Below are 24,219 nucleotides of genomic sequence, written 5' to 3' on the forward strand. Positions count from 1 at the left end.
AAACCATGGCTAATCTCACCAAACGTTGCACAACTCTTCTTGCAGGTATGGCACTGATCGCCGCGGTCTTTTCCCTCTCTGCGGCGGACAACCGCGCCTACGTGATCCAGAATGCCAAGGTGTTCACCCTCTCTTCGGCAGGAACTCTGGAGAAAGCATCCGTGCTCGTGGTAGACGGCAAGATCGCTGCTGTCGGCAAGACAATCAAAGTGCCGGCGGGAGCGCAGATTATCAAAGGAGAAGGACTGGAGGTCTACCCGGGCATGGTAAATGCCTGGGGCAACATCGGGCTCACTGAGATAGGATCGGTCGATGTCATGAACGATTCCGCCGATCTCGGCAATTTCAAGCCGCAGCTGTTGGCCTTCAGCGCCGTTCACCCCGCCAGCGAGATGATCCCCGTAGCACGGGTGAACGGCATTACTGCCGCAATCAGCGCGCCGTCGGGGGGCATGATTGCCGGACAGGCAGCGCTGCTCCACCTGGACGGGTGGACTGCCGATGAAATGGCGGTGCTCAAATCCGCCGGCATGGTTCTCGCCCTTCCCAGCAGCGGAGGCGGCAGAGGCGGACGCGGCGGCGCCCCTGGAACCCCGCCAACAGGCGAAGCCGCTCGCGGGAGTCAGCAGCAACAGCAGATCAACGAACTTTCCGAACTGCTGGAGAAGGCTCGTCATTATGCCAAGGCGCGTGAGACCAATCCGGCAACGGAACGCGACCGCCAGCTCGATGCCCTGATCCCGGTCGTTTCGGGAAAAATGACGGTCTTCATGCAGGCCCAGACCGCGCGCGACATACGCAACGCTGTCGAGTTTGCCCGCAAGGAAAAATTGAAGTTCGTAATTCAGGGTGGCCGCGAGGTGAATAAGGTGGCCGACCTGCTCAAAAAAGAGAACGTTCCGGTTATCCTGGATTCAATTGTGGCGCTTCCGACGCGCCAGGACGATCCGTATGATGCCAGATTCACATTGCCGAAGGAGCTGGCTGCCGCGGGGGTGAAGTTCGCACTGACCTCCCCGAGCGCGGCGGACGTGCGCAACCTGCCTTACGAGGCAGGATTTGCGCAAGCCTACGGGCTTTCTCACGAGGAAGCCCTGAAAGCTGTCATACTGAATCCGGCAGAGATTCTCGGGGTTGCCGACAAGATCGGCACGATCGAACCGGGAAAAATCGCCGACCTGGTCGTTACCGATGGCGATCTGTTGGAGATCAGAACCCAGGTGAAAAACCTGTTCATCTCCGGCAGAGACATCAGCCTGGAGACCAAGCACACCCTTCTCTACAAGAAATATATGGAGAGGAAGTAATCCGGGGAGAAGAAAAATCTCAACGCGGAGGCCGCATTTCTGCGGCCTCCGCGTTGAGAGCTTAAATCCGTGGAACTACTCGTAACGCAGACACTCGATCGGATCCAGGTTGGACGCCTGCACCGCGGGATAGATCCCGAAGACCAGGCCGACCATTGTGCTCACTCCGAAAGAGAGGGTGATGGATGACCACAGAATGATCGTGGTCCAACCCGCGAACATAGCGATCATCTTCGAGGTGCCCCATCCCAGTCCGATGCCGATGAGCCCGCCTGCGAGACTGAGCGCCACCGCTTCCGAAATAAACTGCATGCGGATATCGGCCTTACGGGCGCCGATGGCGCGCCGCAGCCCGATTTCACTGGTGCGCTCGAGCACGGAGGCCAGCATGATGTTCATGATGCCGATGCCGCCGACGAGAAGCGAAATGCTGGCGATAGCTCCCATCACGATATTGAAGATCGCCTGTGTTTTCTGACTCTGCTCAAGCAGCTTCTCGGGCACCACGAGCGAGAAGTCATCCACATAACGATGCATTGTGGACATAAGGCTGTTGATCGATGCCGACTGGTCCTTGATGTCCACTCCCGGTTCATTCGGAACCTGGACCACGACTTCGTTGAGCTGGTTCTCGAGCGCGTCGACGTCGAATTTCTTGATGGACGTGTAGATGGGAATGCAGATATCGTTGTTGGGATTCTGAATCTTGACTCCCTCGAACTCTTTCTTGGTTCCCACGGTCATATCCGCCAGGACTCCGACGACCGTTAGCCACTGATCGTTGATCTTGAGCCGTTGCCCGACTGCGCTGCCGAAGCCGAAGAGCTTTTGCTTCGCCGTGATTCCCAGCACGCAAACCTGGTTCTCCGCCTCGTCATCGAAGGGAAGGAAGAAAGTCCCCTCAAGAAGCTTGAGGTTGTTGATTTCGGCATAGGTGCTGCTGACGCCCAGCACGCGGCTGTCGCTGCGCCCCCTTTCCGAAACCACCTGCCAGGACTTGACGATGCGCTTGGCCGAAACCAGCGGCCTCGGGCGCACAACCGCCTCGATCGCCTCGACGTCGCGCATGTGCAGCCCGAGAGATTCGGTCCGGATCTGTTTCAGCTCTTCCTGTTTGAAATCCTTGGCCGAAATGATGATGTTGCGGATGCCGAAGCTCTCGATCGTCTTCAAGCTCTCGCTCTCGGCGCCGGCACCGATCGACAGCATCGCGATGACCGCGCTGACGCCGAAGATCATCCCCAGCATGGTCAGAAAGGAGCGCAGCTTGCGCCGGCCCAGGTTCTGCAGAGCGACTTTAATACTCTCCATCATAAACATAATCTATGGGTCCTTCTTCAGTCTGGTTAGCGTCCTCGACCACCACCGCCGCCGCCACCGCCGCCATAACCACCACCACCGCCGCCGTAGCCGCCACCGCCGCCGCCACCGCGATCCAGCTGCATCATCTGCCCGGGTCCGCCCCTGCCCCTGCCCTGCTGGGACGCGGAGGCTTTGCTGAAATCAGGCAGCTTCAACTGTTTCTGTTCGAACGGATTTCTCAGCGCGATCAGTTCCTTATCGTTCACTCCGCTCAGGATCGTCGCCTGGCCGTGCTTTCCCAGGCCGATCACCACAGCTCTCTTCTCGTAGCCATCGCCTTTCCTGATGTAGACGATAGCCTGGTCATTTTTAAAGTCAATCGCGCTGGAAGGCACCATAAAGCAGGATTCATATCTCTCCAGGATCACTCTGGCCTGCAGTGCCATTCCGGGCTTGATCAGGTGAAGATAGGGCCCGGCATCGCGGATGGTCACGTCGCACGTGAAATACTTGAGCGGCGAGTTCCGCTCCAACGATGATGCCAGAGACGAGACCGTGCGCACTTCGCCGTGAAATTCCCTATCGGAAAGCGCATCCAACCTGATAGTTACCGGCTTTCCCTTGGCCAGGTTGCCGGCTTCTTTTTCGAGCACATAGATCCTGGCCTGCAGAGCATTCAGGTCGACCAGATCAATCATGACCTGCCCTGCCTGGCTGTTATCTCCGACCTTGGGATCGACCCTGCGGTCCCGCCGGTAGACGACGAGCCCTGCTTTAGGTGCAGGCAACTGCATGACAGCGAGGGTCTGATTGATGATATCTACCTCAGTTTGGGCCCGGTTTCTGGCGATCGTTGTAACCTGCTCCTGGGAGCGGTTGATGCGCTTCTGAACCTTCCCCTTGGCCGCGAGGTTTTCGATTTTTGATTTCGCAAAATCCGCGTTGAGCTGAGCATTGATGATCTCCCACGACGAGAAGATCATAGGATCCTCCGCCTGGGTCGACTTCGTGTACTCGTAGTCCATCTGCGCAGTGGTGAGATCGATACCCATGCTCTTTTCGTTCAACTGCCGGTTGCCAGTATCGATCCTGGTATTCAACGCGTTGGACGTGAGCGTGTTGTTCTGCTGCTCGAGGTTCAGCTGCATATCCGTGCTGTCGTAACGTATCAGTGGATCACCCTGGTTCACCATGGTACCTTCGGGAATCAGCCATGCCACCTTGAGTGTGCCGGAGCGAGTACTGGGCGTCGCTACCGGAACACTCTCGAGCCCGACGATTTCACCATTGGCCTGCACCTCGAGCTGCAGGGGGCCCCGCTCCAGACTCAACACGGGAATCGGCTCTTCGTCTTTAGACAGGGCGAGCACCTTGTTGATCTTCGTCATGATCTCATTTTTGTATTTCACGACGCCCACCACGGCGCCGATGAGGATGAGAATGCCGACCACCCTCAAGATCAGCCGAGCCGGCCCCTTTTTCCTTATGTCATCATCCCGATCGTGATATACCATGATCAACCTCAGATTTTGGGTTTGGAACGAATCTGCTCTTTTTCTCCCAGGCCCGCCCTTACAACCGCCAACTCCTCATCGTTGGCCTGGAGTTCAATCTGGCGCCATTGGAAGTCTTTCTTGACCGGATCATAAACCTGCACGTACGAGCCCCCGTTCCGCTCCTGGATGCAGCCCAAGGGAATGGCCAGAGCCTGCGAGATTATGCCGACCTGGATCTGAACATTCGCGCTCATTCCGGGCCGCAGGAGTGAAAGATCCTGCCCCGGATCGAGCTCGACGCGCGCCTCGGCGATCTTCTGGGCCCGATCGTAGCTAGCCTGCTTGAGGATCGCGCTCATATCGATGACCTTGCCGTCGAATGCCAGGCCTTGGAGAGCCGGCACGGTGATGCGGGCCTTTTGGCCGATCCGGACTTTCCCGGCGTCGATCTCGTCCACCAGGACCTTGACGCGCATGGTGGAGAGATCCGGAATCTCGAGTACCGGGTTCATCGGAGTGACGTTCGAGCCCAGCGCGGGAGGTTCATTGTTAAAATCGCGTTTATAGATAACCACGCCGGCCACGGGCGCCCGGACAGTGAGCGAGTCCATGGTGTCGAGCAGGTCTTCCATCTGCTTTTTGGTATGCGCCTCGCTGCTGCGCGCAATCTGCATATCAAGGCGGGCGCTTTCATCCATGTACTTGATTTTCCTCTCGAGCATGTCCACCTGGGTCTGCTTCATATCCCTTTGAAGCTTGGTGATGGCGATGGTAAGCGCGCTCTCGAGTTCGGCCTGCTGACTGAGCTTGAGTTTGAGGTTTTCCAGATCGGCCTTGGATTGATCCAGATTGAGCTTGTTGTCGCGCACCTGGCTGTCATATCTGGAGCGGTTTTGCTGATACGTCTCCTGATAGCGCTGAAAGGAGGTCTGGGCGTCCCGCAAACGCCTGCTGAAATCGGCGCCGTCAAACTCCAGGAGAAAGTCGCCTTCAGATACCTGGCTCCCCTCGTCGACCATGCGAACCAGCTTGAAACTTCTGGTGTCCCCGACCAGGGGAGGCGTGACGGCCTGGCTGGATCTGGCTTCCAGCAGCCCCGAGGAGACCACGATCTGCGGAAAGTCGACACGCGGCACTGTGACAAGATCCTTCTCGCTTACTACCACCGAGGCCGTGGTGGACCGGTAAAACCAGATTCCGGCCGCAACCACGATGACCAGGCCGATCAGTATTGCAATGGGCTTCTTGGATTTCATTGGTTATTCTCCCAAGGTCTTCTGAACCGGAAGCAGGCGATCTCCGAGGCTCACTCCCGAAAGGATCTGAACCATCTGGTCGCCGAAAACGCCGACCTTCACCAATTCTCTAGTTGGAGGAGTCTTGGGCCCCGTTTCTTTGAGCACATAATATCGGCCCTGACCGTCCAGAGCCAGCTGCTGGCGAGGGATCGCGATTACACCGGCCGCCATCGACAAGACGACTTCCGCGCGGGCGGTCATGCCGGGTTTCATCACATTCAGATCCACGCCATCGAGAGGGATCATGGCCTTGAATACTTTCTGCGTAGTGGCAAATCCCTTTTTCCCTGCCACGCTGGTAAGCGATGCGATCTTGCCGCGCCAGGACTTGGCCGGAACCGCATCGAGGTGAATCTCGCAGGCCATGCCGGGCGTGAGGAACTGGAGTTCGGTGTCATAGACGAATCCGGCGACCCTCATCCCTGAAAGGTCCGGCAAGGTAATGATGGTTTGACCCGGAAAGGCCATGTCTCCCACCTGGTATTTGCGGTTGCTTGCCCAGTTGTCGCCGTAAATGACCACGCCGTCCTGAGGCGCATCCACCGACAAAATCGCCAGGTCGTTCTGCATTCTCTTCAGCACGATTTCCAGCTGAGATCTGGAGATTTCCTTCAGGCGAATCTGGGAATCGTAGTTGGCCTCGAAGTTCGCCAATTGCTCTTTCGCCTTGGTGAGGGCCAGTTTCGCCTTCTCATAATCGTTCTGGTACTTCAGGTAGGTGTTGTTTGGCTGAAGTTCCACGGGAATGTCGGCGTTGAGCTTGGTAATCTTGAGGTTACCCTCGGCCTGGGCGACGGAATTGAGAAGGTCGCATCTCTGGGCCTCGAGATCCTTTTTCTGCTTCTCAATACCCAGAGCAGCCTCGTCTAACTGACGCTGCTGATCGGTCATCTGGCTGAGCAGCGCCGAGGCATCAAACTCGACCAGTTTCTCCCCTTTCTTGATGGGTTTGCCCTCCTCGGCCAGGAATGTGATGGCGTTGGCGGCGCTGGCTTTGGTGGCAGGCGCTTGTATGTCCAGAGACCGCGCTGCCTGAAGCTCACCCGTGATGAGGATGGTTCTGGTAACATCGGCATTGGAGACGGTATAAACAGAAGGTGCCGGTATAACAGGAGCCTTCGCTTCAGGCAAGTTTCCGCTTTTGGGCGCGGGCGCCTGCGCTGTCGTGGTACTGAGCCACCGACCGCCGATCAGTACCAGAACTCCCGCCAGGAGGGCCGGGAGAATCCAAAGCCATCGTCGCTGAGTATTCTTGGATATTGCAGCCATAGTCTTCTTGAACCTCACGATGTTATCGGGCCAGATTCACAGGTCTAGTTTCGAGAAGCATTGTTCACCCGGATGTTCTCCGGCGGCTTCTGTGCCTTGACCCACGTCTGCCAGTCTCTCTCAATCTGGTCGAAATCGTTACCGAGGAAACCCTGCACGACCAACAGAGATTCTTTTCCCTTCACGTTCTGCTGGACTACTTCTTTCACCTTGTCGACGCCGACCTTCTCGATCAAATAATTGAAAAACGTTGCCGCCTGACCGTCGAACAGCATCCGGTCCTGAACGTCCTTGGGCAGAACTCTGCCGGCGCCTCCGCCACCACCGCGACCACCGCCGCCTGACCCACCCGCTGCACCCATCATGACCATGCCGGGATTGCCTCCGCCGCCGCCAGCGCCGCCCCCTCCGCCACCGCCACCCGAAGCCGAATCCTGTCCGGCAACGAAGGGCCGATTCATGGAGAGAACATCATCGAGCGCAAAGGCCTCTTCCAGGTGGTCCTGCAAGAAACGCAAGTTGGAGTTCGCGGTCCCGGTGGCATGAGCGACCAGGGCTATATCGAGCCAGTCCACGAGCGGGCTTCGACCCATGTCATCGAGGCGCGAGGTTCTAAAAGGCTTGCTCGTGGGGAGGGTCGTCATCAGGGTTGCGTATCCTACATTCGAAGCGAGCGTCGTCGCAGTACGCGCTTCCTGTGCCGCCCTGAAATCGGGAGACTGGCCGCCGCGCTGCCCGCCCGGTCCGCCTTGATCCTGGCCCCCCCGCTGCCGTCCGGCCTGTGCCCCGGCCTGATCTTGGCCGCTACGCCCTCCACCGCGGCCGCTCTGTGCGCCTTGCCCGCCGCGGCCGCCCTGCGCGGCCTGGTCGGTCTGGCCGTTCTGCGCATTCAGGGCCTGCGCCGCCTGCATCCGGGCCTGCCTCTCCTCACGCTGCGCCTCGGGGGTCAACTGGATCAAGTACCACTTGTACCCGAGTTTGAACGCGCGCACGTCATAGACGGAGTCCTTCTGCACAAGCGTCGAGCAAACAAATACGGCTCCATTCGCCAGATCGGTGCCCAGAAAATCGGCAAGCTTCCGACGTGCTTCCGTCACCGGCTTCACGAACGGCTCGATGTCGCTCTGGTTGCTGGCATAGAAGTCGACGCCGGGAGCTATGTCCTTGAAAATTTTGAAGTTCTTGCTGAAAGGATTTCCCTGTGCCAGGCTGACACTGGCGAAAAGAGTCAGGCAAACCGCGGCAGTTATGAGTCGCTGTATCATAAAACTCCCCTGCAATTTGGAAAAAGGAGTCGCCTTACGACGTTAAGCGTAGCTTCCTGCTGAGCTTCGCCACGCCCCGGAATTGCCGGCGTGCATACCGGCACGCTGGTGCCTTCCTGGCGTCTTCCCGCAGATAATTACGTATTGATTCCGGGTCTGTTCCGCTTTTCCTGAGATCCGGATTAGAAAGCGGGAAAAAAAGTCCTGCATTCTCTGGTTTTGCCTGCCGGGGGGCGATCGCACCACCGGCATCTGGGGCAACTAACCGTTTCGCGACCCGTGAGCTTTCCGGCTCGGTCCTTGGAGCATGCGGGCCACCGAGGGAGGAATTTCCTCCTTGTTCGCCGAGAACAACTCGTGCACCAGTTGGGGCTTGCGAGCGGCGACATATTCCAACGCCCGGCAAGCAAAACTGCGCACCAGTTTGTCCTCATCAACCAGGCGAGCTTTCACATCGGCCAGGGAAAAAGAGGCGCGGCGCGGAAACTGCGAGATCACCTGACCCAGCGTGTAAAGCAGGTGCCATCGTACATATGCTGAATCATCCCCGAGCGCTTCCCGGAGCCGCTCCACATGCCGGACCAGGCGGGCCGGGTGTGATTCCGAGAGGCGCGCGAGCGTTGCTGCAGCTCGTCCCCGAATCAACCTCTCAGTATCCCTTAACAAATCTACCAGTTCTTCCAGCCGGTGCGGATGATCCACAACCGTCCGGACCACCTCTGAAGTGCGCAATTTCGACAAGGGGACGACATTCTTTTTGCGACCTCGTGAGGTACGGCGGTGAAAATCAGGTTTCATCATGCTCTGCCGCCCACCGCTGTCTGCTGCAGTCCCAATGCTCTTGACCCTGATTTCCTGCCCGGCCACCCGAGACACCGGTTGAAGACTGCGCGGTGAGATTCCTTGATCTTCATTATAGTACTACTGCGCAATGTTCTGAAACTTCCGCGACATGAGCGCGAGTCTAGACGTCCCGCAAGCGGGCGTGACCGCCATCAACCTGTTTGCATCACTCATGACGATTTGTGAATAAAATGCATTTTCAAACTTCAGTCGGCAGTATGACGCGACAAGGGATCGATGTCAATCAAGCGATTCATGCGCGGAATCTCGAGGCCGCGGGCGCGTCGGACGCAGAGAATTCCTCAGTATTTCTCTGCGTCCGACGCGCCCTCTGCGTCGAGATTTTTATTGGTCTCGGGGAGCTTCGGGGATGCTGTCCAGGGCTTCCGTGTTTTCCACGGATGTGATGTCGCCAAGCGGCAGGCCAAGGTAGCGACGCTTGATCGCGCCACGCACGATCTTGGCAGAGCGCGTCTTCGGCAGCGACGGCACGAAGTGGATCCTGGAGGGACGGAGTGTCCGCCCTAAGGCACCGCCAACCTGGTTCGCAAGCCGGGCGGCAAGCTCGTCGCCTGCAGCCGCACCGGGGCTGGTGACCACGAAGCAGACGATGGCTTCACCCGTCAGATCGTCGGGCACGCCGATGGCGGCTGCCTCCGATACTGAAGGATGGCTCATCAGGGCGGCCTCGATTTCCGCGGGTCCGGTGCGCCGCCCGGCAACCTTGATCGTGTCATCGGCGCGCCCCTCGATATACCAGAAACCAGCCTCGTCGATGCGGGCCCAGTCGCCGTGATTCCACAGGCCTGGCCAACGCGAAAAATATGTGTCGAGGTAGCGCTGCGTATCGTTGAGAAACCCGCGCGTCATCGACGGCGCGGGCTGCTTCAGCACCAGATAGCCGCGGGCTCCCCGCACGGGACGGGCATTGTCATCGACGACGTCCACGTCCATCGCGAGCCCAGGCCCGTGAAATGAGCACGGCTTCAGCGGAGCAACCGGCGCGCACGCAAGCAGGCATCCCATGATTTCCGTGCCACCGGATATGTTGATGACAGGGCAGCGCGCGCGACCCGCCTTCTGAAAGAACCAGGCATAAGATTCCGGATCCCACGGCTCGCCTGTCGAGCCCAGGATACGCAAGCATTGCAGGTCGTGCCGTTCTATCCATGCGTCGCCGGCACGCGAAAGGAGGCGGATTGCGGTCGGCGAAATTCCCAGATGCGTGAGTTGATGCCGGTCGACAAGATCCCAAAGCCGGTCGGGACGCGGCCAATTGGGGGCGCCCTCGAAGACCATGCAGGTTGCCCCGAAAAACATGGTGCCGATGACAGCCCATGGGCCCATCATCCAACCCATGTCCGTGAGCCAAAAAAAGCGGTCGTCGGGTTTCACGTCAAAATAGTAGCCAAGTTCTTTTGCAATCTGGGCCAGCGCGCCGCCGTGCGTGTGAACCGCCCCTTTCGGCCGGCCGGTGGTTCCTGAGGTGTAAACCACGAGGCAGCGGTCCTCGGAATCAGTAGGCACAGTGGCGATCGGCTCGCCGGAGCCGAGCACGAAATCATCCCACGAGACATCGCGGCCGCTTGTCCATGGGATCTCATCGCCGGTCCTGCGCAGCACGACGACCGTCCGGACAGAGGGTGCCGATTGCAAGGCGCGATCGGCGACTTCCTTGATCCGGATCCTTTGGCCGCGGCGGAACGAGCCGTCGGCCGTGAACAGGACTTTGGCGCCGGCGTCCTGGAGCCGGAAAGACAGCGCATCGGGACCGAAGGCAGAGAAGACCGGAACCCCGACCGCGCCCAGCTTGAGCACGGCAAAGAAGGCGATGATCAGCTCAGGCACCATCGGCATGAAAAACGTGACCACGTCCCCCCGCCCGACACCAACCCCGCGCAGGGCCGCGGCTGCCCGCGCCACCTCGCCAGCCAGTTCCGAATAGGTGAAGCGTCGCGTCTCCCCGCCGTCCCCCTCCCACAGCACGGCCGTCGCCCCGGGACGTGCCAGCACGTGCCGATCCAGGCAGTTGTGCACGATATTGATCTTTCCCGACAGGAACCAGCGGCACCAGGGGAATCCTGCAGAATCGTCCAGAACGCGCGTATAGGGCTGGTACCATTCCACACCTAAATCCTTCAGGGCAGCGTCCCAGAACCACTCGATGTCACCCACCGACCGGCGCTGGAGTTCACGGTAGTCCGCGATGCCCTGGCGTTTCATAAACCGACGCACGTTCGCTGCGGCCAATTGCTCCCCGGTCGGCCGCCAGAGGATCTCGCCGATCGACGCCTCCGCCATGGCTCGCCCCTTTCAGATCGCGGATTCCGGCGGCTTCTTGAGAACGGCCAGATAGTCGCGAAACCTGGAACGGATCGCGATAAGGTCTTTGTGCTCAATTCTGAGCTCGTCTGCAATCTGGCTTATCTCGGTATCCTCGACCGTGGAAATGCTCTGATCGGCGGCCGAAACGGCAAAGAGACATTGCAGCAGCGCAAGCTTCTGTTCTTGGGACGCGATTCTGTTGAATTCGCGGGTAACCAGGTAGTTCTCCGTCGCGCCGAACAGCACATTTTGTGTCTTCGCCATTTGAACTACGAGAATCGCCTGCTCCTCGGGAAGACCGGCATGCTCCATGACTACCCGTTCCATGACCGCGGTCTCTTCCGGGGTGATGATCAGATCCGCGCGGGCAACCCGGCTCAAAAGGTAGGCAAAGGCAGCGATGAACTTGGCGCGCTCGGGTTCGAGCTGGTCGAGTGCGCTTGCGATCTTGCGCACCGTCTCGGTTTCAGCCGAAGACTGCGAGGATTGTGCGGAATCCAACTTGAGAAACTTGAGAATCGACATATTTCTTCCTTTCCCTACGGATGATGCCACAGAATCGGACTGTGGCAAAAAAATCTCAACACCAGCGTCCACACGCATGAATCATTTTGCGAGCCTCAGGAGCTCAAGGCAGAGGCCGCGGAGCACACTCAGCCTCATGCCCTGACTCTCTATGCCCTCGTCAGCCTCTGCGTAGATCTTTCTTGTCACCAGCATTTCCCGCACGGAGATTGCGGAGAACTGAGCTATAATGGCGCCCGTATTTTGTGCCAGGAGTTGATTATGTTCGTCAGCAGGATCTATCGCGGACTTTGTGCGACTTGCGGTAATACTGTGATCTGCACCTATGCGAAAGAGGCAGACCAGCCCGTGACCGCTTGCGAGGAATTCGACGGGTACGCCATGACCCGACCGATCGCGTGCGGCGGCTACCTTTCACCGCTGGCAAAATCGTGGGTTCGGTCCGAAGAAGAATGCTATTCCGGCGAAGACGGATTATGCGGGACATGCGGCGCACGCAGGTCCTGCGCCGGCGAACCCGGCAAGTCCAGCTGTGCCGACTACCGCTAGAAGAGAATAACGATGGGCGATGGACGGATGAGGAAGTCTTTTCGCCCGTCATGCGTCAATGCAGCTTCCTGCCTGGTTTCATCACCACGCCGTAGTTCCTGCGGCCGTTCAGAGCGATCTCCAGAGGTTCCTCGAAAGACAGGTGGCGCAGATGCTCCGTTTCGGTGACTGCAGGTTGCGTATCCAGCAATGCCTGATCCAGTACGTCCGCTCGTCTCATGTCGACCGTGAGATATCCGATGCCGAAGGACATGATGTTGTGAAAGAAATGCGATCCCTGCGAGGGATCCACGTGCATGTCCGCAAGATCGGTCTCGATGATGCAACGCACTCCTGAAATCTGGGCCCACTTCACGGGAATCCCGAGCCAGGGATCCGCGCTCCCCCACCGGCCGGGCCCGATCAGAAGATAAGGACTCTTGCTTTCCCTCAGGCGCGAGTTCACGACGCCGACCTCGCGCGCAATCTGGGGCGTCTTGCCACGATCAAATCGGTCCCTGCGAACATAGACCAGATCTCTCACGCCTCCGAGGAATCCGTTCCCCAACGCCTGGTGAGCGATGCAGATCGCGTTCTGCGGATCGATCTGCTCGAGTTGGATGTCCTGGGCATCGGAACCAAGCACGAGAGGTCTGATTTGCAAAAAACCGAATTCATGGGGTTTCGCATCTTGAGACAGGTTGATTGCAAACTCCATTTCCACTGGACAGGATGAGCCGGCCGCTCCTACTTTGAGCAGGAAGGAAAGCACATCGGCAATCGGGAAAACGCCCCCTTTGAGCACACCTGCCATGGTGACCAGCCGAATGCCTGGCCGTGAAATCCCATCGTAGATGGCATCGTTATCAGGAGAATAGACGGAGGCTACCGGCGAAAGGGTGCCATGCTGTTCAGCCACATCGAGGTCCAGCGAGACCAATCCGGCTTCGGCGAGCATCGTGCCCGCCCTCGGCCCCGGTTGCGACAGATCCAGCGCAAAAAGGGTTCGCTGGGCGTTGTCGAGGCATTCTTCCGTAGTGAGGAACTGCATGGGCTTGCGGGGGTGCGCAGGCGAGAAGCGAACGCAGCGGCCCCCTTCCACCACCGCTTTGCCCAGTCCCAGCACCACCGAAGCCACACCATCTTCGGGCTTCGTCCCCGGCATGGGGTAAAAGTTCAGGGATCGCGTCACCCCGGCTATATCGGGGTAGAAGTAGGATCCGTGCTGGCGTCCCACGACCTGCTGGATCACCACCGCCATTTTCTCCTCTTCGAGGCGGTTGGGTGTCGATTCGATGTAAGCCTTGGCGTCGGCATGATAGGTGGAGGCGTACACCATCTTGATGGCGTTGCACAGCTCTTCGAGGCGTATTTCAGCGTTTTCGTGGTTGTTGGGAATCATGTAAGTCTGATAAATGCCCGCGAACGGCTGAAATGATGCGTCCTCCAGGAGGCTCGAAGACCGGACGGCGAGCGGGTAGCGCACCCAATCCAGAAAGGTCCAAAGGTTTTCTACTACCTCTCCGGGAAGATCAGCATCGAGGAACGCCCTGGTGATCTTATCGTCGTCCATTTCGCCAAGAGCGAAAGATGACAGCCCGGAGGATTCCATGAACTGGTCGAAGACTCCCGTGCCCAGCACGGCGGTGGGAGGTACGAAGATCCGCACGCCCGGGATATGCTCGGAGAACTTGTAACGGTTGATCAGGGAATTCGTGAAGGCCAGGCCGCGTCCCTTGCCGCCGAGCGATCCGGTTCCGATCCTTACAAAGCCGCTGTCGCCCTCGAAGGTGCCGCTGGAAAACTCCGCCACGACGCCGGCGCGATAACGCTGGCGATGCGCCGCCAGGGCAGTGAGAAGCAGCGTGCGCACTTCTGCGTGGCTCCAATTGTCGTTCCGGGAAATCGTGCGGACCACGTCGGCAAGAGAAAACTCAGTCCGGGCCATGAGCCATGTGGCGAGGTCGTTGCGGCGCACGTGATACATGAGGCAGTCTTCGGGGATCGCCTGAATCGCCCATTCCAGACTGCGCAGATCGCTGGCCCGCGACACCAGCCGGCCGTCAGGGCGCCGGAATACGAAATCCCCAAACCCAAGTTGGTTCTGCATGAAACGACGCAGGTCGTGAAGAAGACTGGGCGAATTCTTGTCCAGGAATTCGATCCCGAGCGCCTCCGCGATGGAAATGTTCTCGGACTTTGACTGGATCACCACGGGAACGCCCGGAGTTTGCGCTTTCACCATGCGCGCGAAATCGGGCCCCGAGGACCGGTCCACCGCCCCGCCCCTCGGAAAGAACGCGTCCAGAATGACGCCCAGCAGATCGTTCCGATAGCGCGTATATAGCTCCAGACCCTCTTCATACGTGGTTGCGAGCAGGATCTTCGGACGGGCGCGCATGCGCATCATTTTCTGCATGCGGTTGACGCCGTCCGACATCAGCGTCTGCGTCTGCTTCATGATCTCGGTGTAGAGCAGGGGCAGATACGAGGAGTAAAACTGAACGGAATCCTCGATGAGGAGAATGCACTTGACCCCGGCCGTGCGCGCGTCGTGCCAGGCGTTGGCACGATCCTCGATGTGCTTGATCATTGCCAGAAAGAGCCTGACATCCCCGAGCCACACAAAGACCTTGTCGATGCCGGGCAACCTCTCGAGCTGCCGAAGCGCGCACAGCTCGCGCGCGCTGGAGGCAAGGAGAACAACCGGCAACGCCGGCGCAATCTCGCGCACCGCGCGCCCGAAGTCGCGCACGTCCATCTCCCCCACGCGCGGCATCGAAATGACCAAATCGAAGGATTCCGAACGAATCCGCTGCAGCGCTTCCTCCGCAGTCGAAACTCTTTCGATCGACGGCGCGAAACGAAGGTTGAGTTCGAGGTACTCGGAAAAAAGCATCTCCGACAGCCTGCCATCTTCAATGAAGGTGTAGCAATCGTAAAGGCTGGTCACCAGCAGCAGGTTGTTCACCCTCCGGGGCATAAGAGAGTCAAAGGGTGCGTCGACCTGCTCCGGCGGCCCAAGGATGGCCTCAAGAGCCTGATCTCGCATCGAACCTCCGGTCTTTGTCCTTCTTGACGTGTCGGTCGCAGGAATAATTTATCACGATACCGATCGACGCCGGGAACAATGATTCTGCCCGGGATGCGGAACATCTTGCCCATGCAACCATACCGCAACGCGGCTTTCAGGGCGGAGTGGTTTTACCCGGCATCTCAATCCCGGAAGCCGGTTCAGAGGATCCCTCACATTAATTGTTGATAATAATTTCATTTTTTCATTGTGGAGAAGAATGCCTCAGCGGTATAAAATTCCCCGATATCTGGGGAGATTTGCACCACCGTGATTAGGTAACAAGCAAAACCTTCAAGGAGGCAATCTATTTATGAATATCAAGGAATACACCGCGAAATTCATGGACAATCTGGTCGCAAAGCACCCGGCCCAGCCGGAGTTTCACCAGGCCGTCCGTGAGGTCGTGGACACACTTGGTCCCTGCCTGGTAAAACACCCGGAATACGTCGAATATAAGATCCTCGAGAGAATGGTGGAACCGGATCGCGTTTTCATTTTTCGCGTGCCCTGGCAGGATGACAAAGGCGAGATCCAGGTGAACCGCGGTTTCCGCGTCGAGTTCAACAACGCCATCGGACCGTACAAGGGTGGTCTCCGCTTCCATCCGAGCGTCAACCTGGGAATTTTGAAGTTTCTCGGCTTCGAGCAGATCCTGAAGAACAGCCTCACGACGCTTCCCATGGGTGGCGCCAAGGGCGGCATTGACTTTGATCCCAAAGGAAAGTCCGATTCCGAGGTGATGCGAGTCTGCCAGAGTTTCATGAATGAGCTGTACCGCCACATCGGCGCCAATATCGACGTGCCTGCGGGCGACATCGGCGTGGGCGGCCGCGAAATCGGCTACATGTTCGGCCAGTTCAAGAAGCTGACCCACTCATTCGAGGGAGTGCTCACGGGTAAGGGGCTCAATTGGGGCGGCTCGCTGATTCGTCCTGAGGCCACGGGCTTCGGTCAGGTTTACTTCGCCGAAGAAATGTTGAAGACGCGGAAACAGTCCTTCGACGGCAAGATCGTGACCGTATCCGGCTCCGGGAACGTGTCCCAGTATGCGGTGCAGAAGGTGAATCAGCTGGGTGGAAAAGTGGTCACGCTCTCCGACTCCAACGGCACGGTCGTGGATCCCCAGGGCGTGAAGGGGGAGAAGTGGGACTTCTTCATGCATCTCAAGAATGTCAAGCGCGGCCGCATCAAGGAATACGCAGAGAAGTTCAAATGCGAGTACTACGACGGGAAGAGGCCGTGGTTTGTGAAGTGCGACGTCGCGCTCCCATGTGCTCATGAGAATGAGATCAGCGGGGAGGACGCCGTGATGCTCGTCAATAACGGCTGCTATTGCGTCTCCGAAGGCGCCAACATGCCTACGACGCCGGAAGGAATTGAGGTCTTTCAGACTCACAAGGTTCTCTACGGACCGGGCAAAGCCGCCAATGCCGGCGGCGTCGCCACCTCGGGTCTGGAAATGTCGCAGAATTCGCTGCGTCTGTCCTGGACGCGAGAAGAGGTGGACAACCGTCTCCACGGCATCATGAAGAGCATTCACAAGGCATGCGTGGAAACGGCTGCAGAGTTTGGCGAACCCGGCAATTACGTTCTGGGAGCGAACGTCGCAGGCTTCGTCAAAGTGGCAAACGCCATGATCGATCAGGGCTTGATCTAGACGCAGTCTGACTTATTCAGTCTACTTCCGTAACCGGGAGGAGAACCTTCGGGGTCTCCTCCCCGGGCGCGGCGACTGCAGATTCTGAGACTTCAAACGCCACGACCCGCCCAGCCCGATTCCGGAAAGCACCTCTTGAGCGCGGGTTTCGAGCCCGGTAAGGGTTCGCCGCTCTGATCCCCGCGCGGCAGGGGATTGCCCGTGAGTCGACTATGAACCAGGACAAACCCGTCAGGGTGGAAAATCACACCCGCGGAACCAAGCTGCCTCACCGCCTGGGTGAGTTGATTCACAAGCTGCTGTTTTTCACCCACCGGGGCCTCACCCGCACAGATTTCCTCTGCCTGGCTGCGGAGATCCTCCTCGATTTTTCAGGCTGCGACATTGTTGAAATCAGGATTGCTGAAAACGGCAAGAACTACCGCTGCATCAACTGGATTGGACCGGAGGGCGGCATTCATCGTGACCGCCATTATCCCCGGTCCGGCGAGGAAGGAGGCCCGGCATCGGCAAGCGTGCCTGGCCCGATTCCGGAGGCCATGCTCGAAGCGGTACTGGATGGGCGCTTCACCGCCGCCGCCCCTTTCCTGACACGTGCCGGCAGCTTCTGGACGGGCGACTCGTCCCGGCCCATCCTGCTGCGGCATAAAGAAGGAGGAAGGGCTGCCGACTCCCACAGCGTCGTGATTGGCGGCGAATTTCGCTCGCTGGCACTGATTCCCTTCCCTGTGGGTGATCGCACCCGAGGGGTCCTGCACCTGAGCAGCCGCCGCCTCGACTTCTTCACCAAGAGCGACATCCAGTTTCACGAGGCGGTCGCAGAAACGCTCGGGGTCGCGTTGGCCCATCAAGCCGCACAATGGGCCTTGCGCGAACGGATCAAGGAAATCACGTGTCTCTACGGAGTAGCTAAGGCGACTCAAGATCCGGGCCGATCTGTGGACGATCTTCTCAGGGAAGTTGTCGAGCTCCTTCCCCCCGGGTGGCAGTATCCGGACATTACGTGTGCGCGCATCACCTTCGACGGCCGCTTGTTTGCTACGGCCGGATTCCGGGACCTTCCCTGGAGACAGAGCGCCGACGTTATCGTCAGCGGCGTGCGCCGCGGCAGCATAGAAGTCGCTTATCTGGAGGAGAGGCCGCCGGCCGACGAGGGACCCTTTTTGAGAGAAGAGCGCAATCTGATTAATGGAGTGGCGGAAACGCTCGGTGTAACGCTCGCGTTCCAGGGAGCCCAATGGGCCCTTCGGGAACGCGTCAAAGAGCTGACCTGCCTTTACGCCATTGCCGCGCTGGCACAGCGTCCCGAGATCCCCCTCCCCCGGCTGCTGCGGGAGATCGCATCCCTTCTGCCCCCGGCGTTCCAATATCCGGAGATCACACAGGCGCGAATTGTCATAGATGAGGAGTCTCATGCAACGCCCGGCTTCAGGGAGGATGGCGCCGCCCTTGCCGGCGAGATCTTCATCGGCGAACAGTACCGGGGAAGAGTCCAGGTCGTTTATACTGACGTTTGCCCCCAGGCGGACGAGGGCCCTTTCCTGAAGGAGGAACGCAGCCTTATTGATGAAGTCGCCATACAGACGGGTTTGATCCTGGAACGCCGGGAGAACGAGGAGGAAAAGAACCGGCTCCAGGAGCAGCTTCGCCATGCGGACCGCCTGGCAACAATTGGCCAGTTGGCCGCCGGCGCCGCGCACGAGTTAAACGAGCCGCTCGGGAGCGTGCTGGGCTTCGCGCAGCTTGCGAAGGACTGCCCTGGCATGCCCGCTCAGGCCGAGCAGGATCTTGACAAGATCGTCAACGCAGCCCTGCATGCCCGCGAAGTCATCAAGAAGCTGATGATTTTTTCCCGGCAGATGCCGACGCGCACAGCACCCTGCAACCTCAACAACCTTGTGCGCGACGGTCTTCTCTTCCTGGAATCGCGCTGCGTCCGGGAGGGGATCAGTCTGGTGCGCCGGTTGCAGGATGACCTCCCGGAGATCATCGCGGATTCCTCGCAGCTGCATCAGGTATTGGTTAACCTCGTCGTAAACGCCATCCAGGCGATGCCACGCGGAGGAACTCTGACCATCACAACGCGCGCTCAAGGCGATCATGTTCAGCTGGAGGTGGAAGATACGGGTATCGGCATGAGCGCCGAGGTCCTGAAGCAGCTCTTTATCCCGTTCTTCACCACCAAAGGCATCGGCCAGGGTACCGGTCTCGGGCTGTCGGTGGTCCATGGAATCGTGACCTCGCATAGCGGGAAGATTCACGTGGAGAGCCAGGTCGGCCAGGGGTCGCGGTTCCTGGTCACCCTTCCCGTGAGCGCTGCTTCAAATCCCAAGGAGAACAACTGATATGGCAGCCTCCCCTGCGAAAGAACGTCTCCTCGTCGTCGACGATGCTCTCGACACCAGGGAGGTACTCCAGAGGAATCTGGGTTCGCAAGGATATCAAGTCTTCACCGCGGCCAACGTGGCCGAGGCAGTGCAGATCCTCGATTCCCTGGCCGTCGATCTCGTCATCACGGATTTAAAGATGCCGGGAGCCTCCGGGCTGGACTTGGTACGACACGTCAGGGAAAACCTCAAGGACACCGAGGTCATGATGATCACCGGTTATCCCACTATTGAGGGGGCGGTCACGGCGGTCAAGAGCGGCGCCGAAGACTATCTGTCCAAGCCCTTTACGCAGGAGGAGCTGCTTTTGACCGTGCGGCGGGCTCTGGACAAGCTTCACGTCAGGCGCCTGGCGCGGGACACGGGAGAACAGGCCGCTCCTTCCTCGGGGCTGATCGGAAAGTCGGAGCCGATGCGCAAAGTGTCCGATTCCATTCTTAAGGCCGCCGGCACTACGGCGACCATTCTGATCACGGGCGAAAGCGGTACCGGCAAGGAGCTTGTGGCGCGGGCCATCCATTACCGCAGCTCCAGGGCCGCATCACCCTTCGTGGCTGTAAATTGCGGAGGTATCCCTCAGGAACTTCTCGAGAGCGAACTGTTCGGACATCTAAAGGGTGCATTTACCGGCGCCATCGAAACGCGCGCCGGCTTTTTCCAAACCGCCGAGGGGGGCACGATCTTTCTCGACGAAATCAGCGAAATGCCCCTCCCCATGCAGGTGAAACTGTTGCGCGTGCTCCAGGACCGGGAGGTGCGCATGGTCGGCTCGACGCGTGCGAAGACGGTCGATGTGCGGATTCTAGCCGCGACCAATAAGGATCTGGCCGGGCTTGTAGGCAAGGGGGTCTTCCGCGAAGACCTCTTCTATCGCATCAACGTCATCACGATTGCCCTTCCCCCACTGCGGTCCCGGGGTGACGACGTTCTGATCCTTACCCAACATTTTGTCAAAAAGTTCTCGCAAGAATTCGGAAAGCCTGTCCAGCAGATCTCGGAGCGTGCTTTAAATGTTCTGAAAAACTACCTGTGGCCCGGAAACGTGCGCGAGTTGGAGAACATTATTCAACGTCTCGTCGTCATGACCGATGGCGACATCATCGATGTTCCCGATCTCCCCCCGCTGATGCGCTTCTCCGCCCTGCGTGAGGTCGGGCTCAGGCGCACCCTTGCGGAGGTGGAAGCAGAGTACGTACAGAATGTTCTTTCCTCAGTCGGTGGCAATAAGAGCCGCGCCGCCGAAATCCTGGGAATCGACCGCAAGACGCTGCGCAAGAGGCTGCAGGAGTCCGCAAGAAATTCTCAATAAACATTGCCATCTGCGCAAAGAATCTCTGCGCAAAGGGCGCAGAGATCGCAGAGACCACAAACCAATGGTCGTTGACTTGGGAGGATTCTCTCCGCAGTGGCCGGATTTTCCCGGGTAATGCAGTCACCGGTCAGAAGACCACCCGGTTCGTCTTCATGCCTCCTCGCAGCAGTCTTTCCCAGGCATTAATTGGCATACCTGAATCCTAAATATTCGATCGCAGATGAGGATTTCCTTCCTTCTGGTCCAATTATCCCCACTTTTTTCCCATAATTCCACCGCCCTTGAGTGTGATACTCTGCCCCGCACTCAGCGTCGATGGCAGATCTAAACAGCTAATATCGCTTACGTTTCTCGTGACTACAACTGGGGCGACCGAAACCTCCGAACCATTGTGGCACAGGTGTTGCGTAGAAGAGACTAGTAGAAATGTAGATTCAGCAACGGTTTTTTTGTACATCATAACTCTAATGCCGCTTGCGGCTCGGAATCCAGGGATGTTGAAATCTCCGGGTGGGGAGCTGAGGTGCTTGTGCTTGACGTGCTCGAAGGCCGCTATTTGCGCCCTGCCGAGGGTATCAGAACTACCGATCTTGGAATGCGGGACCTATCGGGCTTCGACACAGATTCGGGCTCCGGCATCCGGCTCGCCGAAGAGGCAGGACCGCTCCAAGGAAGAAGGGGAGTTCAGGGGACTGTGTGCCGATTGCGAACTCCGCAATGACTGCACTTTCTCCAGGCCCGAGAGCGGGGTATGGCACTGCGAGCACTACCGTTGATTCAGGCAAGCCCGGTCATTATGAGGATTCGGCTTCTGGAAGGCGGATGTCATGAAAACACAGGAAATTCAGGCCATTATCGAGAAACACAGCGGGCAGCGTGGTGAGCTCATCGCGATCCTTGAAGATATCCAGTCCAAGTACAGTTATCTTCCCGAACCAGCCCTGAAAGCCGTAGCGGAGCAGACGGGCCGATCTCTGGTCGACATCTATGGCGTCGCTACCTTCTATCGATGGTTCAGCCTCAAACCACGCGGCCGGCATCTGTGCTCCGTTTGTCTCGGGACGGCCTGTCACGTCCGCGGCGGGCCGGTCATTGCCGAGGAATTCGGACGTGAATTGGGAATCAAGACAGGCGAGAACACCTCGGATGGGGAGTTTACTCTGGAGACCGTGAACTGCCTGGGGGCGTGCGCACTTGGGCCGATTGTGGTGGTCGACGGTCATTATTTCTCCAACGTAAGTCCCATCCGGGTCAAAGAAATTGTCGGCCAGACCCGGGAGGGGCTCGATAAAGTCGACATCAAAACGGACCAGCGGGTGTTCCCCATCGAGGTCAGCTGCGCACGCTGCAACCACAGCCTCACCGACTCGAACAACCTATTGGACGGCATCCCCGCCATTCGGGTGACAGCTGCTTACGAACATACTCATGGCTGGCTTTTTCTGTCCTCCTTGTATGGAAGCTACAGCACCCAGTCTGAACACGAAATCCCGATGGATATGACGGTGAACTTCTTCTGCCCGCACTGCCACGCCGAACTCTCCGGAGGGACACCGTGCACGGAGTGCAGTGCTCCAATGGTTCCCATGATTGTGCGCGGCGGCGGGATTCTGCAGATCTGCTCGCGTCGAGGTTGCCGGGCCCACAGGCTTGATTTTGACGGGATGAATCTATGATCCCGCGCTCAAACCGGCCTTCAGATGGGGACCAATGATCTACCTTCAGGCGGAAAGGGAAGGAACGCGTCCATGGAAAAACTCAAGTCGATAGACGATCTCAGGAGCCTGCAAAGCCGGCTGGTCGCCAGCACGGATCTCCATAAACCAACGATTGTCATCTCTGCGGGCACTTGCGGTCAAGCCAGCGGCGCCAACGATCTCATTCGCATCACCAAGCGTCAGTTGCTCTACAAGGGTCTCACGGACAGGATCCGGTTGCGGATCACCGGGTGTCACGGATATTGCCAGGCTGAGCCGTCGGTTCTGGTTGAGCCCAAAGGGATCTTCTATCCGAGAATCAGCCCGGAGGACATGGAACGTATTGTCGATGCCACGGCTTCCGATGAGCCGGTCGAACGCCTGCTCTGGAAGGATCCCAACACGCGCAAGCGAATCAGCACGCAAAGCGACATCCCCTTCTTCAAGAGCCAGAAGCGTACGATTCTCGCGCGCAACGAAAAGATCGATCCGATTCGCATTTACAGCTACATCCAGGACGCGGGCTATTCGGCGCTGGCGAAAGCTCTCGAGCAACGCGACCCTCAGGCGCTGATCGCGGAAATCAAAGCCTCGGGGCTCCGCGGACGTGGAGGCGCAGGGTTCCCCACGGGAATCAAGTGGGAACTCCTGGCAAAACAGAACAACGGGAGAGGAAAGGTCCTGGTCTGCAACGCGGACGAAGGCGATCCCGGCGCCTACATGGACCGCAGCGTACTTGAAGGAAATCCTCACAGCATCCTCGAGGGCATGCTTATCGGCGCCTATGCCACAGGTGCAACGGAGGGGGTGCTCTATGTCCGCAATGAGTATCCGCTGGCGATCAAGCATCTGATCATCGCCCTGCGCCAGGCAGAGGAACTGGGACTTATCGGAGCGGATATCCTTGGAACAGGATTCTCGTTCGACGTCAGCCTGGTCAGGGGGGCAGGAGCCTTCGTGTGCGGCGAGGAGACGGCGTTGATGCGGTCCATCGAAGGCAAGATCGGCGAACCGCGCCAGCGGCCTCCGTATCCCGTGCAAAAGGGGATCGAGGGCAAACCGACCGCCATCAACAATGTGGAAACGTGGGCGAATATCCCCGTCATCGTCAATCAGGGTGCCGCCGCGTACGCGCTAACCGGGACGCAAAGCAATCACGGCACGAAAATTTTCAGCCTGGTGGGAAAGGTCAAAAACACCGGTCTCGTCGAAGTACCCATGGGTATTACGATCGGCGAAATCGTCCACGACATCGGCGGCGGACCTTCCGGGCGTGCCCAGATCAAGGCCGTTCAAACCGGCGGGCCCAGTGGCGGCTGCATCCCCACCTCGATGTTCGATCTGCCCGTCGACTACGAAAGCTTGAGCGCGGCGGGTTCCATCATGGGATCAGGCGGGATGATCGTCATGGACGAAAACACCTGCATGGTTGATGTCGCGAAGTACTTCATGAATTTCCTGAAGGATGAGTCGTGCGGGAAGTGCTATGTCTGCCGCAAGGGCACGCAGCGGATGTGGGAAATACTCGACGACATTACCAAGGGGAATGGAACGGCCGAGGATCTCGACCTCCTGGAAGAACTCGCGCTCGTGGTCAAGGACGCCTCCATGTGCGGTTTGGGTCAGACCGCTTCCAATCCCGTGCTCAGCACCCTGCGCTACTTTCGCGAGGAATACCTTGCCCACGTCGAGCGGAAATTCTGTCCGGCGACAGTCTGCCGCGGTCTGTTCAACTATCGGGTTATCGCCGAGAAGTGCACCGGCTGTGCGCTCTGCGTGAAAGTCTGCCCTACCGGTGCCATTATGGGACCGCGCAAGGAAGCGCACAACCTGGATCGATCCAAGTGCATCAAGTGCCGGGCATGCTATGACGTGTGCAAGTTCGATGCGATCGCCGGAGATGCCATCATCGTTGTTCCCGTTTCGTGATTG

16 protein-coding genes are annotated in these 24,219 nt (G+C 58.6%); 7 read left to right on the plus strand and 9 right to left on the minus strand.

Translation table 11 applies throughout. The annotated features are described in order from the left end of the window. Positions 1 to 5 precede the first annotated feature (5 nt). Positions 6 to 1,307: an amidohydrolase family protein gene (locus LAP85_18250; GenBank protein ID MBZ5498346.1), complete on the plus strand. Its 1,302-nt coding sequence runs from the start codon at positions 6 to 8 to the stop codon at positions 1,305 to 1,307. Between the two features lie 75 nt (positions 1,308 to 1,382). On the opposite strand, the gene LAP85_18255 is transcribed toward LAP85_18250, so the two are convergent. The 8 genes from LAP85_18255 to LAP85_18290 form a co-directional block, all read right to left on the minus strand. Further along, positions 1,383 to 2,621 carry an ABC transporter permease gene (locus LAP85_18255; protein ID MBZ5498347.1) on the minus strand — a complete coding sequence of 413 codons (1,239 nt, stop codon included), beginning with the start codon at positions 2,619 to 2,621 and terminating at the stop codon, positions 1,383 to 1,385. 32 nt (positions 2,622 to 2,653) lie between these two features. After that, a complete protein-coding gene (locus LAP85_18260) occupies positions 2,654 to 4,123 on the minus strand; it encodes an efflux RND transporter periplasmic adaptor subunit (protein ID MBZ5498348.1) in 1,470 nt (489 codons plus the stop codon). Between the two features lie 8 nt (positions 4,124 to 4,131). Beyond that, entirely contained in the window at positions 4,132 to 5,361 is a 1,230-nt protein-coding gene (locus LAP85_18265) for an efflux RND transporter periplasmic adaptor subunit (GenBank protein ID MBZ5498349.1), read from the minus strand. A gap of 3 nt (positions 5,362 to 5,364) precedes the next feature. After that, positions 5,365 to 6,672 carry an efflux RND transporter periplasmic adaptor subunit gene (locus LAP85_18270; protein MBZ5498350.1) on the minus strand — a complete coding sequence of 436 codons (1,308 nt, stop codon included), beginning with the start codon at positions 6,670 to 6,672 and terminating at the stop codon, positions 5,365 to 5,367. Between the two features lie 44 nt (positions 6,673 to 6,716). Further along, on the minus strand, positions 6,717 to 7,937 hold the full coding sequence (locus tag LAP85_18275; GenBank protein ID MBZ5498351.1) for a hypothetical protein: 1,221 nt from the start codon (positions 7,935 to 7,937) through the stop codon (positions 6,717 to 6,719). A gap of 261 nt (positions 7,938 to 8,198) precedes the next feature. Beyond that, entirely contained in the window at positions 8,199 to 8,738 is a 540-nt protein-coding gene (locus LAP85_18280; GenBank protein MBZ5498352.1) for a HEAT repeat domain-containing protein, read from the minus strand. A gap of 387 nt (positions 8,739 to 9,125) precedes the next feature. Next, positions 9,126 to 11,081, minus strand: a complete 1,956-nt coding sequence (locus LAP85_18285) for an AMP-binding protein (protein ID MBZ5498353.1) — start codon at positions 11,079 to 11,081, stop codon at positions 9,126 to 9,128. Positions 11,082 to 11,093: 12 nt separating this feature from the next. Then, entirely contained in the window at positions 11,094 to 11,630 is a 537-nt protein-coding gene (locus LAP85_18290; protein MBZ5498354.1) for a TerB family tellurite resistance protein, read from the minus strand. Between the two features lie 261 nt (positions 11,631 to 11,891). Between LAP85_18290 and LAP85_18295 the strand changes: the two genes are divergently transcribed. Then, positions 11,892 to 12,179, plus strand: coding sequence for a hypothetical protein (locus LAP85_18295; GenBank protein ID MBZ5498355.1), 288 nt, complete (start codon positions 11,892 to 11,894; stop codon positions 12,177 to 12,179). 55 nt (positions 12,180 to 12,234) lie between these two features. Here LAP85_18295 and LAP85_18300 read toward each other — a convergent pair whose 3' ends face one another. Continuing rightward, positions 12,235 to 15,210, minus strand: a complete 2,976-nt coding sequence (locus tag LAP85_18300) for a histidine kinase (protein MBZ5498356.1) — start codon at positions 15,208 to 15,210, stop codon at positions 12,235 to 12,237. A gap of 334 nt (positions 15,211 to 15,544) precedes the next feature. On the opposite strand from LAP85_18300, the gene gdhA reads away from it, so the two are divergent. From gdhA to LAP85_18325, 5 genes are all read left to right on the plus strand, one after another. Further along, positions 15,545 to 16,891 carry an NADP-specific glutamate dehydrogenase gene (gene gdhA, locus LAP85_18305; GenBank protein MBZ5498357.1) on the plus strand — a complete coding sequence of 449 codons (1,347 nt, stop codon included), beginning with the start codon at positions 15,545 to 15,547 and terminating at the stop codon, positions 16,889 to 16,891. A 212-nt stretch (positions 16,892 to 17,103) separates the two neighbouring features. Further along, positions 17,104 to 19,236: a hypothetical protein gene (locus LAP85_18310; GenBank protein ID MBZ5498358.1), complete on the plus strand. Its 2,133-nt coding sequence runs from the start codon at positions 17,104 to 17,106 to the stop codon at positions 19,234 to 19,236. A 1-nt stretch (position 19,237) separates the two neighbouring features. Beyond that, positions 19,238 to 20,587, plus strand: coding sequence for a sigma-54 dependent transcriptional regulator (locus LAP85_18315; GenBank protein ID MBZ5498359.1), 1,350 nt, complete (start codon positions 19,238 to 19,240; stop codon positions 20,585 to 20,587). An 830-nt stretch (positions 20,588 to 21,417) separates the two neighbouring features. Further along, positions 21,418 to 22,266 (plus strand): NAD(P)H-dependent oxidoreductase subunit E, encoded by an 849-nt coding sequence (locus tag LAP85_18320; protein ID MBZ5498360.1) that lies wholly within the window; start codon positions 21,418 to 21,420, stop codon positions 22,264 to 22,266. Positions 22,267 to 22,338: 72 nt separating this feature from the next. Continuing rightward, a complete protein-coding gene (locus tag LAP85_18325) occupies positions 22,339 to 24,216 on the plus strand; it encodes a 4Fe-4S binding protein (protein ID MBZ5498361.1) in 1,878 nt (625 codons plus the stop codon). Positions 24,217 to 24,219: the final 3 nt, after the last annotated feature.

This window comes from Terriglobia bacterium, from assembly GCA_020072565.1.
In the GTDB taxonomy this organism is placed as follows: Bacteria; Acidobacteriota; UBA6911; order UBA6911; family UBA6911; genus JAFNAG01.